Origin of the sequence: Mesorhizobium sp. SP-1A, from assembly GCF_032460275.1 — a bacterium.
Lineage (GTDB): Bacteria > Pseudomonadota > Alphaproteobacteria > Rhizobiales > Rhizobiaceae > Mesorhizobium.
In genome coordinates, this window is the sequence record NZ_JAVXZD010000008.1 from 52,634 (window position 1) to 68,040 (window position 15,407).

The 15,407-nt window shown below is 61.6% G+C and carries 15 protein-coding genes; 7 read left to right on the forward strand and 8 right to left on the reverse strand.

Annotation, left to right across the window (positions count from 1 at the left end):
* Positions 1-5 precede the first annotated feature (5 nt).
* Genes QU595_RS25955 through QU595_RS25965 form a run of 3 tightly spaced genes read right to left on the reverse strand, consistent with a single transcriptional unit; the run spans position 6 to position 2,841 of the window.
* The gene (locus QU595_RS25955) at positions 6-338 is read right to left on the reverse strand and encodes a DUF6527 family protein (protein ID WP_315927432.1); all 333 of its coding nucleotides are present in this window, start codon (positions 336-338) and stop codon (positions 6-8) included.
* Positions 335-1,735, reverse strand: coding sequence for a ThiF family adenylyltransferase (locus QU595_RS25960; RefSeq protein WP_315927434.1), 1,401 nt, complete (start codon positions 1,733-1,735; stop codon positions 335-337). The genes QU595_RS25955 and QU595_RS25960 overlap by 4 nt, the downstream gene beginning before the upstream one ends.
* Positions 1,732-2,841 carry a multiubiquitin domain-containing protein gene (locus tag QU595_RS25965; RefSeq protein WP_315927436.1) on the reverse strand — a complete coding sequence of 370 codons (1,110 nt, stop codon included), beginning with the start codon at positions 2,839-2,841 and terminating at the stop codon, positions 1,732-1,734. The genes QU595_RS25960 and QU595_RS25965 overlap by 4 nt, the downstream gene beginning before the upstream one ends.
* Before the next feature lie 166 nt (positions 2,842-3,007).
* Here QU595_RS25965 and QU595_RS25970 point away from each other — a divergent pair, with 166 nt between their 5' ends.
* Genes QU595_RS25970 through QU595_RS25980 form a run of 3 tightly spaced genes read left to right on the forward strand, consistent with a single transcriptional unit; the run spans position 3,008 to position 5,636 of the window.
* Complete coding sequence (locus QU595_RS25970; protein WP_315927438.1) at positions 3,008-3,388, forward strand: helix-turn-helix transcriptional regulator; 381 nt, start codon at positions 3,008-3,010, stop codon at positions 3,386-3,388.
* A gap of 2 nt (positions 3,389-3,390) precedes the next feature.
* Complete coding sequence (locus QU595_RS25975; protein WP_315927440.1) at positions 3,391-4,311, forward strand: ImmA/IrrE family metallo-endopeptidase; 921 nt, start codon at positions 3,391-3,393, stop codon at positions 4,309-4,311.
* Positions 4,312-4,313: 2 nt separating this feature from the next.
* Complete coding sequence (locus QU595_RS25980; protein ID WP_315927442.1) at positions 4,314-5,636, forward strand: hypothetical protein; 1,323 nt, start codon at positions 4,314-4,316, stop codon at positions 5,634-5,636.
* Positions 5,637-6,300: 664 nt separating this feature from the next.
* Here QU595_RS25980 and QU595_RS25985 read toward each other — a convergent pair.
* A complete protein-coding gene (locus QU595_RS25985) occupies positions 6,301-6,606 on the reverse strand; it encodes a hypothetical protein (RefSeq protein WP_315927444.1) in 306 nt (101 codons plus the stop codon).
* A 515-nt stretch (positions 6,607-7,121) separates the two neighbouring features.
* Between QU595_RS25985 and QU595_RS25990 the strand changes: the two genes are divergently transcribed.
* The 4 genes from QU595_RS25990 (at position 7,122) to QU595_RS26005 (ending at position 9,533) form a co-directional block, all read left to right on the forward strand.
* On the forward strand, positions 7,122-7,622 hold the full coding sequence (locus tag QU595_RS25990) for a helix-turn-helix domain-containing protein (protein WP_315927446.1): 501 nt from the start codon (positions 7,122-7,124) through the stop codon (positions 7,620-7,622).
* Positions 7,623-7,625: 3 nt separating this feature from the next.
* Positions 7,626-8,237, forward strand: a complete 612-nt coding sequence (locus QU595_RS25995; protein WP_315927448.1) for a DUF3800 domain-containing protein — start codon at positions 7,626-7,628, stop codon at positions 8,235-8,237.
* A gap of 289 nt (positions 8,238-8,526) precedes the next feature.
* Complete coding sequence (locus QU595_RS26000) at positions 8,527-9,159, forward strand: DUF433 domain-containing protein (protein ID WP_315927451.1); 633 nt, start codon at positions 8,527-8,529, stop codon at positions 9,157-9,159.
* Positions 9,156-9,533 (forward strand): DUF5615 family PIN-like protein, encoded by a 378-nt coding sequence (locus QU595_RS26005; protein ID WP_315927454.1) that lies wholly within the window; start codon positions 9,156-9,158, stop codon positions 9,531-9,533. The genes QU595_RS26000 and QU595_RS26005 overlap by 4 nt, the downstream gene beginning before the upstream one ends.
* Before the next feature lie 8 nt (positions 9,534-9,541).
* Here QU595_RS26005 and QU595_RS26010 read toward each other — a convergent pair whose 3' ends face one another.
* The 4 genes from QU595_RS26010 to traA are packed head-to-tail and all read right to left on the reverse strand — an operon-like array spanning position 9,542 to position 15,188.
* A complete protein-coding gene (locus tag QU595_RS26010) occupies positions 9,542-10,150 on the reverse strand; it encodes a TraH family protein (protein ID WP_315927456.1) in 609 nt (202 codons plus the stop codon).
* 13 nt (positions 10,151-10,163) lie between these two features.
* Entirely contained in the window at positions 10,164-11,327 is a 1,164-nt protein-coding gene (locus QU595_RS26015; protein WP_315927458.1) for a conjugal transfer protein TraB, read from the reverse strand.
* Positions 11,317-11,883 carry a conjugative transfer signal peptidase TraF gene (gene traF / locus QU595_RS26020; RefSeq protein ID WP_315927460.1) on the reverse strand — a complete coding sequence of 189 codons (567 nt, stop codon included), beginning with the start codon at positions 11,881-11,883 and terminating at the stop codon, positions 11,317-11,319. The genes QU595_RS26015 and traF overlap by 11 nt, the downstream gene beginning before the upstream one ends.
* Positions 11,880-15,188: a Ti-type conjugative transfer relaxase TraA gene (gene traA, locus QU595_RS26025; RefSeq protein WP_315927462.1), complete on the reverse strand. Its 3,309-nt coding sequence runs from the start codon at positions 15,186-15,188 to the stop codon at positions 11,880-11,882. The genes traF and traA overlap by 4 nt, the downstream gene beginning before the upstream one ends.
* Positions 15,189-15,407 lie beyond the last annotated feature (219 nt).

The following is a 15,407-nucleotide window of genomic DNA, read 5'->3' on the forward strand; positions in this document are numbered from 1 at the left end:
TCGGCTCAATCACACCAATGGACGCGTCCGGAGCGCAACCAGAAATGCGAGCGACATCCGGTCTTGCGCCAGACCGAGGGCGAAAGGCTTGGCCGACCCTTTGCGTCAACGGCAAGATCCCACCGCGGCTTCGCTTCGGGGATGACCAGAAGTTCGATCGTTGATCGACATCCGCAAGGGCAACGAAGTCCAACGCACCAATCCTCGTCCCCGTCGCGTGCCACGACAAGATCGCGCCACGGTAACGCCTGCGGAAGGCTATCGCCCTCAACGACGCGGAGACGCCGCGCGGGAGCAAGCCGCTCCCACAATCCTCGCCACCATCGCCGCAAAGTCATAGCCGTGATTTCGCGCGGCGAGGGCTGAACATCGGCAGCCCGAGCAGCGGCTCGAGCTCACCTCGGCCAAGCACGGTCTGCGGGCTCGATGTGAAGCCGTCTTCGGAGACATAGTCCTCCTCGCATGCCGCGAGGCTGAACGTGGTCCGCGCATAGAGCCTATTGGCATCGAGCCGGAACGGAAAGGCCCGCGCAACAAACTCGTTCACGCAGGCCGAGGCCGCGCGCATATTGAGTGTGATGACCGCCGGCGCTTCCTCGATCGCGCCCTTGATATAACCCGCCTCGAGCTCCTGCCGGTGTGCGTCCGGCGCCACCCGGCGCAGATATTCAGCCCGAAGGCTTTCGGGCGTGTAGATGCCGCGGTCGCCGAGCGTTGCGCCACCGGGCTGCACATAGTCGATGCGACCGCAGACATCGCCGATCGCGATGCCGACCGCGGTTTTGCGTGCCGGGATCGTCACGCCGACATCCAAGATCGGGATGAGGAACGCAGCGCCGATTAGGTCAACGATTTGACGCGCCTCCAACGTGTCGACACAGCAAAACAGGACATCGCAGCCGGCTGCGGCGATCACGCCCTCTCGTGTTGTGATCGAGCCAGCCACCGGGTCAACCACCCCGGGACCGCGATAGGCCTCGACGGCGGTCGCGAACATCTCGACCTTGTTACGTCTGACGGCTGCATCGGCCAGCGTCGAATTCAGGATCCGGTTGAGGTTGCGGCGCTCGACATGATCGAAATCGATCGGCACGATCTTCCCGAAGCCTAGTCGCGCGACCTGCTCGCCGACGATTGAACCCGTGCCCGACACGCCGATCACGCCGGCGGTCAGGCCGCCGAGCTCGCGACTCATGTCACTCGTAAACGCGACCGGGCGGCGCGCCGCGCCCAAGAGCATGGCGTCGGCGCTCCAGAAATACTGCACATCGTCTCCAGCCACGGTTATAAGGTCGATCGGGACGATGCGCATGCCGGCGTTGTAGAGCCGCGCTCGGATGGCACCGTCCGGCGTCATGATGGCTGATCCGTGCCGGTCTCCGCACGCCGCAAACAGCGACGGCAGGACGTTCCGGTCGCTCTCGTCGTCGACCTCGGAAAACGCATACAGTCCGCCAGGATGCGCGTGCATCAGGACGATCGTGAGTCCTTCGTGCTCAGCCAAGTCAATCGCTTCTTCGAGATACGCGCCTGGCCAAGTTATCGCGTTGGTTTCCCGTCGGCACCGATCGTGCGCTACGAGGATCACGTCTCGCGCAATGAGACGATCACGCTTTCCGACGCCGCGCGTACAGACTAGCAGAGCCGCGGCCTCAAGCCCGTCACCCGGAAAAAGGTGCCGCCTGAGCGCCGCATGCATCAGGCCGGAAAGCGCGAGCGTGGTGGCGGGTTTCATTCGCCAACCTCCTTGGCAAGGGCTGCCTCGACCAGCATGAGCTGTGTGCTGACATTATCGGTCGCCGGATTCCAGGCAAGGCTGCCGCGATTGCGCGACCAGCCATGAAACTCCCGCTCGTCGATAGTGCCGCGCATTTGCGTGTTGTCGATCGCGCGCCCCGACGCGAGCGCCAACGGCGGATATGCATAAAACCCGTAGATCTGCGCGCCGGGATAGGTCGGCGGGATTTCCAAGGCCAACAAATTATGGGTGACGCTATAGCCGTGCGGCAGCGGATAGTCATGAATCAGGAGCCAGCGCCGCTCCGACTGTTCGACCGTTTCCCAGCGCAGCCCAAGGCGCGCGAGATGGGCGTGATCGGCATCGAGCAAATCGAAATCCCGGCGAGGCGCCCAGGGCGCCTCGCCATTGTTGACCTCGTTCGGCGTCAGCCGGAGCTTCTCAATGCCCGGTGTGCGCAGATCGATCGTATCGTTGAGCGTGACGGGCCGCTTCGGCTGACCCGCGATCTTGAGAAAGATCTGCCAGCCCTGGTCGGGATTGAACCCGGCGCGGTCAATGGCATCGCGGACACCTATGGTCGGCGTATCGACGTCGAGGATGACACCCTGGACGTTGAGCTTCCAGAACTTGATCCGCGTGACGAACGACTCGACACCGATCGCGTCGAGATCGACGAGGTCAAGAGCATCGATGGCGCGGTCGGCCGTTTCACCCTGCTCGAGAAAGATGCCCTTGTCCGCCGGCACCTGGCCCAGCTTGCTCAAAAGACCGCCTGACACAACACGGCAAGGCCAGTCGAAACGCTGGCCGTCGATCGTGAACCGGTAGCTGCGATCGCTCTCGACGATGACGAACCGGCCCTCGGCATGCCGCAGATCGACGGTCTCGTCAGGCCGGATGTCTTCCAGGTCGCCGTTCGACAGGAGCTGCAGCACGCTCACCTGCTGCGCCGGCTTGGAACCCGCCGCCGCCGCAAGCTGCATGCCGGTCGGGGTCAAATCCGCGATCGGCACCGAGCGAAAGGTGAGCGTCGCGTCGGCAATTTCGATGTGGTGGTGGTCCTGGCCGCGGTCAGCCGCGGCCTCCGAAACAATATCCATCGGGATAACTCCTAGGTTCTCGGCACCAGCGCCGATTAATCGCTAAGATAGGCAAGCGTGCTAATTATGTCAAGCATTTACTTCGCGCGCTTGACAGATCAAGCGCTTTGATCCATATGTATCTGGCCGGAGTCTGTGTCCGGAAACCATGCGTAGAGGAGCATCGATGCCCGATGACAAACCAATGGAGACGCAAGCCAAACCTGAACTCGGACCATTTCTGAAGAAGGCACGCCAGGACATGCAGATGTCGTTGCGCGAAGTCGAAGACGCTACGGGAAAGGAGATCTCGAACGCGTATCTTAGCCAACTGGAGAGCGGCAAGGTCACGAAGCCGTCGCCTCATGTCTTGTACGCCCTCTCGACAGCCCTGGGCGTCGCCTATGAAACGCTGATGGAGCGCGCGGGATATATCGTGCCCGCAACGAGCCGCGGTGACGGTGAAAAGCACGGTCGCGCCGCCACGTTCTCGATCGACAATCTCACCGCCGATGAGGAGACCGAGTTGCTCGACTATCTCACCTACATTCGCTCGAAACGGAAATAGCCATGCGCCGGCCGGACGATTGCAGTTTGACGCCCGGCCAGCGACTTCGAGTCCGCAAGGAGGCCGAGCGCGCGCTGCGCGAAGCGGGCGCGCTCGGCGTTTTTCCGACGCCGACGGATCGCATCATGACGGTTGCCAGGATCGAGGAAGTCAAAGAAGACGTCCTGAACCCGGGTTTCCTAGCGAAGCTCCGAGCCAAGGCCGGGCACGCCGTCAAACGCGCCGTGACCAAGGTGCTCGGACTTTTTCACGCATCCGACGGTCTGGTCTTTCTCAACCAGACCATGCTGGCTGTGAAGAAGCGCTTCGTCGGCTTCCACGAAGCCGCGCACGGATTCTTGCCATGGCAGCGCCCAATGTATGCGCTCGTCGAAGACTGTGAGAAAGCCCTCGACGGGGCTACTGCCGAGCTCTTCGACCGCGAGGCAAACGTCTTCGCCTCAGAGGTGCTGTTTCAGCTCGATACTTTTCATGAAATGGCGAGCAGCGAAGCCTTCGAAATCTGGACGCCGGTCCGTCTTGCTTCAAGGTTCAATGCCTCAAACTACGCTGCTATTCGCCAATATGTGTCCAAGAACGATCGCGTCTGCGCGGTCGTCGTCCTCAACATGCCTGAGCTTGTTCTGGGCGACGGCTTTCACGCGACGCTGCGCCGGCCGATCCAGTCTGAGCGCTTCACCCAACTTTTTGGTAACTACCCTTGGAAGGACACCTATACCCCCGATGATGACATCGGCGCGATGATCCCTGTCGGCAAGCGCCGTGCCTCCGGCAAAAGGTCGCTCGGCCTAATGGACGCAAATGGTGTTCTCCATGATTGCGTCGCGGAGTCCTTCTCCACCGGCCATCAGGTCTTTGTCCTGATCCACGCCGTCAAAACCCTTACCGCGACCCGAGTCTTGCTACCGGCGGACATTTTCTAAGCATGGCAACAGATCTCCGCGCTAAGATCGTCGGCTTTCTCCATCCGATGTCCCATACGGCGCTCGACATAGAGCCTATTCGCATTGCAGGGCTGGATATTCCACGCGGGGACGGGCTTTCGAAAAGTCAGCGCATCGATGCGGCCTTAGACGGGCTCTCCGAAAAGGAGATGGCGCAGGTCGCGCTGAAACTCGCCCAGGAACGAGGTGACATCGCCCTGGATGAGGCTGGTCGCAAAGTGCTGGAGGCTGACGAGCCGCCGTTGACCCGTATCACACGTCGTGATGTTGCGCGTGTGTTTGAACATGACCTGGCTGGTGAAGCCGACTTGATCGAGATGGTCGGCCGCTACTTCAAAATTGTCGACCCGTGGGAGGAAGCGTTTGGAGGCACCGGCAAGAGCCTCCGTGACAAGATCGACCGCCATATGGTGCGAAATCCTGACTGGTCGGTGGAGTTTCTCTTCGGGGAGATCGGCGCCTTCGAGTGTTCGCGCGCCCGGTTCGCCGCCTTGCTTGAGGAAGCCGTACACCCGCTGGCCCGCTCGGGGGAGATGCAACAACAGACGGTAGCCGCGCTTAATGAGATTTTGGAACGTGATGGCTACGAGCTAGCGGTGGATGGCGATGTGTCGGGACACCCGATCTATGCGTTCCGGCCCACGGTTCGAGGTGTAAAGGGTCGCCCCAAGAACTTGATTTTCGCCTCCCGCGGGCCCAAGCCGGAACTTGGCTTTGCCGATGCCATCAACAACGACATCGTCATCCTCTCGGGCGAGGAAAGCTGTCTTGTCTACGACCGAGCTGTCGGCGCGAACGGCCTGTTGTGGTCCGACCTGGTGACGTGGTGGTCGGAACAGGCGGTTGGCAGCGACGCCGCCGGTCTCGGGAAGCGTCTGCAAGAGTCTCTTGCCTCTGCAGCAGAGCGGAAGGTATTCGCTACCTACTTCAAGGCCTACCGAACTACCCTTGGTGATGGTCTGCCTGCGCTGCTTCCCCAGGTTTATCTGCACTACGATCCGGCTGTTGTGAAAACGCTGCGGCATCGTCTTCCCCTACCACGCCAACGCATGGATTTTCTGCTCCTGCTTCCTGGTCGCCAGAGAATCGTGATCGAGGTCGATGGCAAGCATCACTTCTCGGAAAATGAAAAGCCGTCCTTGAAAATTTACAGCGAGATGGTGTCGGCCGACCGCGAGCTACGTCTAGCTGGTTACGAGGTTTACCGATTCGGCGCCAACGAAATGGTCGGCGATGGAGCCGACGTGGTGATCCAAGACTTCTTTGACAAGCTGTTCCGCCTGCATCGGGTGACTAACACTTAAATATGCACGGTCGGCTTCGCGGATGCCCGTACCCATGCGGCGCGCCACGCCGGGTGTCGTCGGCGCAGCGTCCGTCCGGCGGCGGCGCTATGCTGACGCTTCTACGCCCGCCCCTTTACGAAATCTGCCCTGTAGCATCTTACTCTGCTTAAATGGCGATCCAAGAATACAAATATCCGGGAGAACTGGCCTCCCCGAGGCAGATCCACGAGTTGGCGGAAGAGTACCGCAAGGCGGCAATCAAGCTCCTCGAGCTTGGGCGACCCGGCAAGCCGCATACTCGAGCGCCGTTCCGATTGTCAGCCATCCACGCGATCGAACTCTATCTGACCGCATTCTTGCTCCACTGTGGGCACAATCCTAGTCAGGTCCGAAAAATGCAGCACGACCTTCAGCGCGGATGGAGCACGCCCCGGAAGTTGGGCTGCGCCTTCGCGCGAAAACAGCAACGCATCTTCAGTCGCTCAGTCAGAACCGGGAATATCTCATTACTCGCTACGGCCCGGAACTGGCGGCAACGGCCTCGCAGGTAACCCGGCTTACCGCCACCCTTGAGGAGGTGGCGGCAAAAGTCACAGACTTGATGGCACTGGCCCCACCACTGCCGCAGCAGGTTGACCCCGCCGCGGCGAGCAAAGGGGGAGTTCGTTGCTGCTATGGACGGTCAATGCCGTGGTTCGGCGGCCTCTCTGTCCGCCGCAACCGCCAGATCAATGACATGATGCACCAGGAATACATCGACGAGGTACGCAATCTCGTCGCGAGGCATCGGCAACTTGTCGGGGGTGACCAGATCCAAGAGGCAGTTGTCGATGTAGTCCCCGGCATCCCAAAGACTTCGGGTTAGCGCCTCATTGTTCGGCTCGATACGTTCAATGACCGCCTCGAACGCAGAGTTAGCAACTTCGATCAGCGCAGATCGGTCGGCCCCGGCGACTGGCAGGGACGTAATAATGGCTTTGGAACCCATGAGAGGATCTTCCTTCTTGGAATGGCGTTGTGACATCAGCCTGTCGGTCGCCAGCCCGACGGTGGTTCTTAGTTTGGTGGCTGATCAAGGCGCCAGGCGCCACCTTATGCTCACTTGCGCACAGACAGGATAGGCGGGAATTCGGCGGATGCAATCCACAGCGAAAACGCTGCACCGAAAAGCGAGCACAGATCGCGGAAGTTCCATGAAGGCGGCGGGCATTGCCAAAATTTCATCCCATCATCTGCGGATGTGATACTAAGGTGACGTCTCTCCGTTGCCGTATGATTTTCCAGACGCCGTTGCGCTATTTTCCGCCATACGGTATGGTTTGTTTTCTGACATACCTATGGGCGAAATTCAGGCAGCTAAGCATCGCAACGCAATCACCGTGAAGCCGGAATAGCGGAATACCGATATGCGGGTATGGTGAGAAACCGGCCAGCGCTAAGCCGGTTGGCCGCCTTGTCGACAGAAAGGTGGATGCGTAAGTCACGGTGCAAAGGACAAGCACCATGACCAACGAAACAACCCAAGAAAACCAGGCCGCTGCGGAAAAGCGGGGAAAATCTTCGACAGAACGGATTTTCGGCGCCGAGGTGATCTCTCACGGCTTCACGGGCGTGCCGAACATCCTGGTGCGGGCTCAATCACGCCTCGGCATCAGCACGACCCAGTTCAACATCATAGTCCAGCTGCTCAGCTATTGGATCGACCCGACCCGGCCTCCCTTTCCGCCAAAGCGGGAGCTGGCCCAGCGCATGTCGATCACTCAGCAGACGCTGCGCATCAACATCAAGGCTCTTGAGGACAAGGGTTACATCTCGCGTATCCAGCAAAAGACGGCCGCCGGAGACTATGGCTCGAACATCTATCGGCTCGATGGCCTGGTGGCGAAGATCAAGGAACTGGTGCCGGATTTCGATGAGGAACGGGACGAGAGGCGGAAGGCGCGAACCAAGACCGAAATCCCCAATGCGCGACGGAATGCCCGTCGTTCGGCCGACAAGGGATAACACGTGCCCCGCCTTAACAAGAAGATCCTATGCTTCGTCGATGAATATGGCACCGCCGGTGATGACGGTTTTTCGCTCGGATGTGCAATCCTTTGGGCCCACGAATGCGGGAAGGCGGACAAGGCGTTCAGCGACCTGCTGCCGGCATCCGTGAATGAGGTCCATGCTGCCAATTGGAGCAAGCCGCAGCTGCAAAGCATTCTGAGCCGTTTCGCACAGACCGAAATGCCGTCGAGCATCCGGATGCTGAACAAATCGAGCGGCGTGTTCGTCGGCGACAGGCCCGAGATTTACGCAAAGACGCTTGTCGAAACGGTAAAAGTCGCCGTGAAGCGGTTTCGCAGTGGCAATCGTGTTGGCCAGCAGATCAACAACGTCGAGGTGCTGATCGACATCAATGAGCAAAACAGCCATCCGAGGTTCGCGGAACACATTGCGCGAGCTCGTGAACAGGACGGTCTGTTCAAGTCAGTGACCCGGGTTGTCGCGATCGACTCCGCGGTTGCAAGAATGCTCCAGCTGGCCGACGTCATCGCGCACTCTCGCGCCTGGATCAACAATGGCGAGGTCAATGCCAAGGGATTGCGGGAGGCCTACAAGATCGAGGTCTTGTAAAAAGAAAGCCGCCCGAAGGCGGCTCCTTGTGTGGCTAGCAACCGGTCCTTTTGTGAGGCCCGGGTCACCACTGCTCCTGCCCGACACACGGCCTGACAGGTCACGGTCGTTAAATAGCCCAATAGGTTTAACAATTCAAGTGTCGCGGGCCTATCGTTTTGGGCGCCTTTCCCCAATCCAAGGCGCATGCAGTCTCAAAATCGTACAAAATCCGCAGTTCGGATGTCTAGCCAGCCGCATTGCGATTTGTGCCCATATCGCATATATATTCTCCACAAGGAGAATGATTATGGCTGCAGCACTTCGCGAGTACACGCCCACCGAGGCGGCCGCGGTGAGCGGTATCGGCATAAAGTCGGTCCACAACGCTATCGACAAACGGATCATCGGAAGCCGCTTGGCTGGTCATAGGTATCGCGCGATCACCGATGACGATCTGCTTCGCCTGAAGCTTTGGTACGGCGTCGGTTCGATTCTGTCGGCCGAGCGCCGAAAACGCCTCTTCGAGACCATCGACGAAAATCCTGGCGCCGACACCGTCAGAGCCGACGACTACCTGATCGTGGACGTCGCGCGCGCCAGGGAACAACTCGCGGCCCGTGCCGATGCGCTTAGCGAAGCCGAAAGCGTCGTTCAAAAATCCAAGGGCGTGCTCGGCGGCGAGCCGGTGTTCAAGGGCACGCGCGTCCCTGTGCGGATGATTGCCGCTATGAAGGTTCAAGGGGCAACAACCGAGGAGATCGTCGAGGGATATCCATCGCTCACGACCCGGCTGGTCGAGCTGGCGGAGATTTGGGCTGCTGCCCACCCCGCTCGAGGACGTCCCAAACGGCTTGAGGATCAAGGGCTGAGCGTCAAATCAGCCAAGCGCTTTCCTCTTTCACGCGATGGCGTACCAAAGGGTCCGGATAAGCCGGCGTGAAATTCCTCATCGACGAATGTCTCCACACATCCCTCGTGGCGGTGGCGCAACAACGCGGACACGAGTGTTTTCACGTCAATTGGCTGGGCCTGAGCGGCGAAACCGATTGGGACCTGATGCCCCGGATTGTCGAAGAGAATTTCACGTTCGTCACCAACAACGCTCGCGACTTCCGAAAACTCTACGCCAACGAGGAACTCCACGCTGGCCTCATCATCATCGTGCCGCAGGTGCTTCCCGCACAGCAGCGGGAACTGTTTGCGGTTGTCCTGGACGAACTTGGCAATGATGGTGAGATCGTAAACGAGGTCCTCGAAGTGACTGTCAGCGAGGGCGCGGCGGTGTTGACGCGCTATGCGTTGCCGGAGGCTTGATCAGCACCTTATTTTCCGTTGATCCGCGAAAGATCGATGCGTATTCCGGCGCTTGCAGTGTCCGTCTCGGCCGGCCGTTCGTCCCGCGCTCCCGCAACGCCGTCGGCCGGCTCCGCATCTTCAGTTTTGCGCGCCACGTCCGGCACCTGCCAATCCGTTCCCGGATCCTCAGCCCGAAACACCTCCCTCCCCTCGAATTCCCCAGTCTTCCACGCATGGACGGCGTCCTCGAATATCCGCGGCTGGACCTCGTTTTCAGTCGGATTGCCATACCATTTCGCGACGATGCGCATGATCTTGGCGAACATTTTCGTGCCCATCTTTAGGTTCTCACATGGATCGACAAGATCCGGCTTCAGTGCCGAGGGATCCTTGACGCCGACGCCGGCCGGGAACTGCGTCAGCCCGACGCGCACGATGGCGCGGCCAACGTTCTCCCGGACAATTTCCATGGCCTCGTCGGGCGTTTTCGGCTTCGGGACGAGGATCAGCCGCCCGCCTGATTTCACCGTGATGGCGAGAGGATCGGGTGAGCCGGCCGCTTCCACAAACTGCTCGACGATGGCCGGGGAGAGCGAGGGATCGGCGCATTTTTCGATCAGGGCGGCATCCAGCATGGCGGCTCCGGATTCAGGTGTTGAAGGAAAGGACAAGAGGCTTGTCGAACAGCTTCGCCCAGGCAATCGCGCTCGCGCGCTGGATGGCGACAACGGATGTGCCTGCCGTCCACCAGCCGTTACCGACAGCGACGACGATGTCGGGCTTTCCGAGCATCGACTGCAGGACAGGCCAGACGATGAGCTGCTCGTAGCAGATCAGCGGCGCGATCCTGGCTGATCCGATCTGGACCACCGGATTGGCGAAAAAATGCGCGCGGGCGCCGCCGCTGCCACCCCGCCAGGACCGCCACGGCTGCCACATCGCGCCGGGCACCGGCATGCGCTCGCGATAGAGTATCTGGCCGCCATCCTTGTCGATCGCGACAAGGATATTGTCATAGCCGTCGGCATCGACCAGCGAGGCCCCCGCGATGACTGTGGCATTGCTGTCGCCGAGGCCACCGACCCAGAGGCGTTCGACCGTCGGCGTCCAGAATCCGAGCGCGCTTTCCGGCAGGACAATTGTCGGGATACCGTCGGACACGGCGCTGCCCACCGTGGCAATCAGGTCACGCTGGCGCTGCAGTCCTGCCTCCCGACCGAGCGAAACCCCCATTGCCAGGTCGACGCCACGCCATGTCTTGGGTAGTTTGGGTTCTGTCCATGACGCGGCGGACCAGAGCCAAAAACCTGCCAGGACAACCATGACAGCCGGTCCCAATCGGGAAACGAGGCCCATGAGGCCGGCTGTCGTGGCGGCAAGACCGAGCCATCCCCATCCCGGGAACAGCACGCCCGCCGTGGTGATCGGATGCGCCCACCCAGTGATGCCGAAGGGTGGAAGCGCCATGAGAATGGCGGCAGCGAGATAGCGCGCCGGGCGCCAGGTTTTCTCCCGCGAACACAATGCGGTGTGAACGGCGACGAAGCTCGCCGATGCAGCAAACCAAAGGAGCAGGCCGGGCCAGAAATCGGCCGCGTAGAAGGCCGCGACACCCTGCGGCAGTCCCCGCGATGCAGCCAGGAAGTAACCCGCCGCGATAAATGCCGCAGTCGGCCGGCTCGGCGCCAGAGACCAGAGAAAAGGGAAGGCGAGGGCGACGGGCAGGAGCAGGACATGGCCGCTCCAGCCGATCCAGCCGGCAGCGACCGCCGCGGCGGCGAGCGGCACCGAGCGGACCAGATCACGGCGCATAGGTCAGCATCTCTTGCGCCTGGCCCAGGATACCAGACGCGGGGATCGGACCGAAGTAGCGGGAGTCCCATGACGCTGTGTAGGGAGAATGCAAAAACACATTGCCTGCTGGCACGATCCCGCCCGAATACGCGCGCAGCACACGCCCATTTCCGTCCGTTCTCTCGACGCGGGATTTCGGGATGGGGCGGCCGTCGACGCGCACATCCTTATCGATCTCGACGCGCTGTCCGTCGATGGCGACGACGGTCTTGATCAGCGGCGCAATGCCTGACGGGCACGAGCCACGTCGCAGATAGCCGCGCGCCAGCGCCTCGACGAATTGCGGCGTCACCGGCGGACAGATGAAGACGAGATCGCCTACCGAGACCGGGCGACCGAGCGGGCGAATGCGCCAGAGACCCAGCGGTTCGCTGGCCGTCATGTTGATGCGAAAGCCGGCCGTGGCGCCTGCCGCAAAAATACCGAGCGACAGGGACAGTCCGGCGACAATCGCAATAATGGTCCCGCGTTGTTGGCGGGCAATCGAATCGGAGCTGGAGGCGGCAACCGTCATTTGAGGGACAGCCCCTTCGCCTGCGTCTGGCGCATGGCCTCGGCCTGTTTGGTCCCCTCGGCGGCGCGCTCATGTGCCGAGAGTTGCTGAGCAGCCCGCATCGAATTCCACGCGGTCTGGACTTCGGTCTTTTGTCCATCAGTCATGCCGACCGTGACCGATCTGAACGCCTGCCCGTTCGCGTCCTTCGCCGCAACCCCAAGGAAGGTGCGCTCGCCAAAACGTTCGCTGACCGCCCTTGCAAATCCTTCGAGCTCGGCCTTCACCATTTTGTCGGCGAGCGCATGTTCCAGGCCTGACGGCAGATCGTTGCGGTCGATCGCATCACGCCCCCGTTCGAGCGTCTGCTTTGCGCTTGGCGAGAGGGCAGGGATGTCGACCGAGATTTTCAGCCGGGCGGCGCGCTCCTCGGTCTCGTGCTTGCGCTCCGCTTCAGCGCGCGAGCGAAGATAGCGCTCGAGATTGCGGGCGAGCGCCGGCGCATTGACGAGAGCGGTATCACGTTCCTGCCTGTCAGCGCTGCTGGCGAAGATGCCAGCCTTGCCCTTCAGCACACCGAAGCTTTCCGGCTCGGCCGCGATCTTCGCCATGGTCGCAGTGGCGACCTTCCGGTCCTTCAGCATCGCATCGACATTGACGGCGACGAACGCGGCTTCCGGCTGCGCATAGACGAGTTGAAAACGGGCTGAGACGTCTTGCCACTGCTTCTTTAGGCCGGGATCGGCGGCGAGCTTATCCTCCACGCTCTGCTCGACGGATTTGGCGAAAGTCGTGATGCCGGCAACCATGGGTTTTGCTCCCTTGATGGTGTTCGAAACAGATTGCTTGCCGCTGCGCGCCGGGCCGAGTGCGATGCCGATCGCCGCAAGGCGCGCGGCCAAACCGGTCAGCTTCCCCTTCTGCCGGATCGTCCATTGCAGCCGGTCGCGAGCAATCGTGCGCGCGACCTTCATGAGGTGCAGACCGCGGGCCTCGGCGAAGCGCAGCGCCTGGCGATAGAAAGGCGATCTCTCGTAGTCGAGCGTCGTCTCCTTGGCGTTCCTGCGCGACAGCAGGGACACGAGGCCGCCCGCCTTGGCGAAGGATCGGCGCCCGTAGTAGATGGCGAGATCCTCGCGGTGGCGGGTCATGGCGACATAGGTCAGGTGCCGGTCGAGAGACAGTGAAGCGAGCACTTTCACCCGATCGACGGTGGCGCCCTGGGCTTTGTGGATCGTCGTCGCATAGCCGTGGTCGACATTGTCGTAGAGGCGCTGCTCGACGACGACCTGCCGGCGTTGCTCACCCTCACCGATCTCGGCGATGATGCGGCCGGTCGTGGCTTCGACGACCTTGGCCAGCATGCCGTTCTTGACGCCGAGGCTACCTTCGTTCTTGAGGAACACTATCCTGTCGCCGGCGGCGAAGTTGCGTGGCCCGTCCTCGGTCTTGAAGGCGAAACCCTCGGCGACGAGGCCACGTTCGGCCAGCTTCACGCGGGCCATGCTGTTCAGCATCCGCACGTCGCGGCGCAGGTGCGCGAGGATCAGACTGGTCTTGGCCGGATCGTAATCCCGATCCCAGTCGGCGATGAGGCTTTCGACCGCTTGCGCCTTCAGCTCGCTGCCCATCATCCGGCCGTGGGCGCGATAGGCATCGATCGCCTCGCCAACCTTGCCACGTGCCAGACCAAGCGAGGCGTCGCGCATCCATTGCTCGTTCTGGCGATAGATTGTTTCGAGCTCGGCATAGCCGATGCGATCAACGATCGCCCGGAAAGCAGCACCCGCCTCGATCGGCTGGAGCTGCTGGGGATCGCCGACCAGGACCAGTTTGGCGCCAGCCTTCGTCACCGCCTCAACGAACAGTGCGAGCTGGCGCGACGACACCATGCCGGCCTCGTCGAGAACGAAGATCGTCTTGTCATCGAGCTGGTTGCGGTCCTCGCTCCAGCGAAGCTCCCATGACGACAGCGTGCGCGACGCGATGCCGGCTTCCTTCTCCAGTCCCTCCGCCGCCTTGCCGGCAAGCGCCGCGCCGACCACGCGATAACCCGCGGTCTCCCACATTTCGCGCGCGGCCTTCATCATCGTGGTCTTGCCCGCGCCGGCGCGGCCGACGACCGCGGCGATCCGCTCGCAACCGGCAATGTGGCTGATGGCCGTTCTCTGCTCGTCCGATAGCCGAGAATGCCGCGCGAACGTCGCCTCCAGCACCGTTTCCCGAACGCCGTGCGAGGCCCGGCCGGACAGCCAGACGGCGCGGCTGACCATCTCGGCCTCGAGCCGGATCATCGCCCGCGTCGTGTATTTCGCTGGCGCACGGATGCCGGTGACAAAGTCGATGCGCTCCCGATCGAGGCGCAGCGTTTCCGGGTTTTGCAGGATGCGCGCTAACAGCTGCTGGAACAGTGCCGCATCGTCGACATAGCGATGCAGGATCTTCGCCACATCGCGTTCGTCGAACACGCTCTTTTCGCGCGTGATCATTTCCAGGACGATTTCAGGGCAGCGCTGGATGCGACGCTCGTTTGTTGCTCGGCGCTCTTCCTGCAGGTCGACCCGCTCCAGCGCGATGGGCTTGGCGCCAATAGATGATTTTCGCTCGATCGCCTTGGCGCCGACGCCAAGATGGATCGTCGGCTCGAGGACGATCCCCTGCTTTTCGTAGGAACGTCCATCGATACGGACGTCGAGCCCGGCGAGCGCGAGATGCCTGTTCTGGCAGGCGAACCATCCGTCACGAAAGGCGTTGAAGTCGGCGGCGCCTCCGGCCCACAGCTCATACACGATCTTGCCGACATCGTTGCGCATCGGCTTGCCGTCCGGACCGACCAGCGCGATCTTCTTCGCGCCAAAGCCATTTTCGGTGAGCGGCCGCAATGTGGTCATCAGATGCACGTGCGGATTGCCAGGCGCGTCGTGATAGACCCAGTCCGCGACCATCCCCTTCGCGGTGATGTGCTGCGCCACGAAGTCCCGCATCAGGGCGATGTTCTGTTCAGCAGTTAGCTCGATCGGAAGCGCGATGGTCACGTCCTTGGCGAGCTGCGCATCGGCGCGATTCTCGAACGCCTCGACCCTGTTCCAGAAAGTCTCCGAGGCGCCCGCCACCGAACGATCGGCGATCATCTCCCGCAGCCATTCAGCCGCATCGGCTGGGATGACGAACTCCTCATGGAGAAGCCCTTGCTTGCGCGAATAGTCGATCGAGCGGGCCTCGCGCTCGAAGTTCATCTTCGCGCAGTGGCGGTAAGCCGCGGACAGCACGGCGCTGCGGCCCGAGCCGCGCGCGACGATGCTGACGGAGAAATGAGGAACAACCACTGCGAAGATCACTCCCGGTTGCAACGAGACCAATGCGTTCGTCGGGAGCGGCGGCCAGGGCGGGCCGAAAGCAAGGCGTCGCGTCAGCGACGTATAATTGCGCCCTTGGAAGCCGCTCTCGTCGAGCGGCCGGGATGATGCTCAGCGGCCTTGGCCAGGCCAACTCGCATTTCTGTTAGTGGATCGGCACGCCGATCTCAGGGAGTTTCATGATCGTCC

Bases quoted from the DNA above. Each gene is read 5' to 3' on its own strand.
- QU595_RS25955 (WP_315927432.1), bottom strand. From the start codon at position 338: ATGACTTTGCGGCGATGGTGGCGAGGATTGTGGGAGCGGCTTGCTCCC.
- QU595_RS25960 (WP_315927434.1), bottom strand. From the start codon at position 1,735: ATGAAACCCGCCACCACGCTCGCGCTTTCCGGCCTGATGCATGCGGCG.
- QU595_RS25965 (WP_315927436.1), bottom strand. From the start codon at position 2,841: ATGGATATTGTTTCGGAGGCCGCGGCTGACCGCGGCCAGGACCACCAC.
- QU595_RS25970 (WP_315927438.1), top strand. From the start codon at position 3,008: ATGCCCGATGACAAACCAATGGAGACGCAAGCCAAACCTGAACTCGGA.
- QU595_RS25975 (WP_315927440.1), top strand. From the start codon at position 3,391: ATGCGCCGGCCGGACGATTGCAGTTTGACGCCCGGCCAGCGACTTCGA.
- QU595_RS25980 (WP_315927442.1), top strand. From the start codon at position 4,314: ATGGCAACAGATCTCCGCGCTAAGATCGTCGGCTTTCTCCATCCGATG.
- QU595_RS25985 (WP_315927444.1), bottom strand. From the start codon at position 6,606: ATGGGTTCCAAAGCCATTATTACGTCCCTGCCAGTCGCCGGGGCCGAC.
- QU595_RS25990 (WP_315927446.1), top strand. From the start codon at position 7,122: ATGACCAACGAAACAACCCAAGAAAACCAGGCCGCTGCGGAAAAGCGG.
- QU595_RS26000 (WP_315927451.1), top strand. From the start codon at position 8,527: ATGGCTGCAGCACTTCGCGAGTACACGCCCACCGAGGCGGCCGCGGTG.
- QU595_RS26010 (WP_315927456.1), bottom strand. From the start codon at position 10,150: ATGCTGGATGCCGCCCTGATCGAAAAATGCGCCGATCCCTCGCTCTCC.
- QU595_RS26015 (WP_315927458.1), bottom strand. From the start codon at position 11,327: ATGCGCCGTGATCTGGTCCGCTCGGTGCCGCTCGCCGCCGCGGCGGTC.
- traF (WP_315927460.1), bottom strand. From the start codon at position 11,883: ATGACGGTTGCCGCCTCCAGCTCCGATTCGATTGCCCGCCAACAACGC.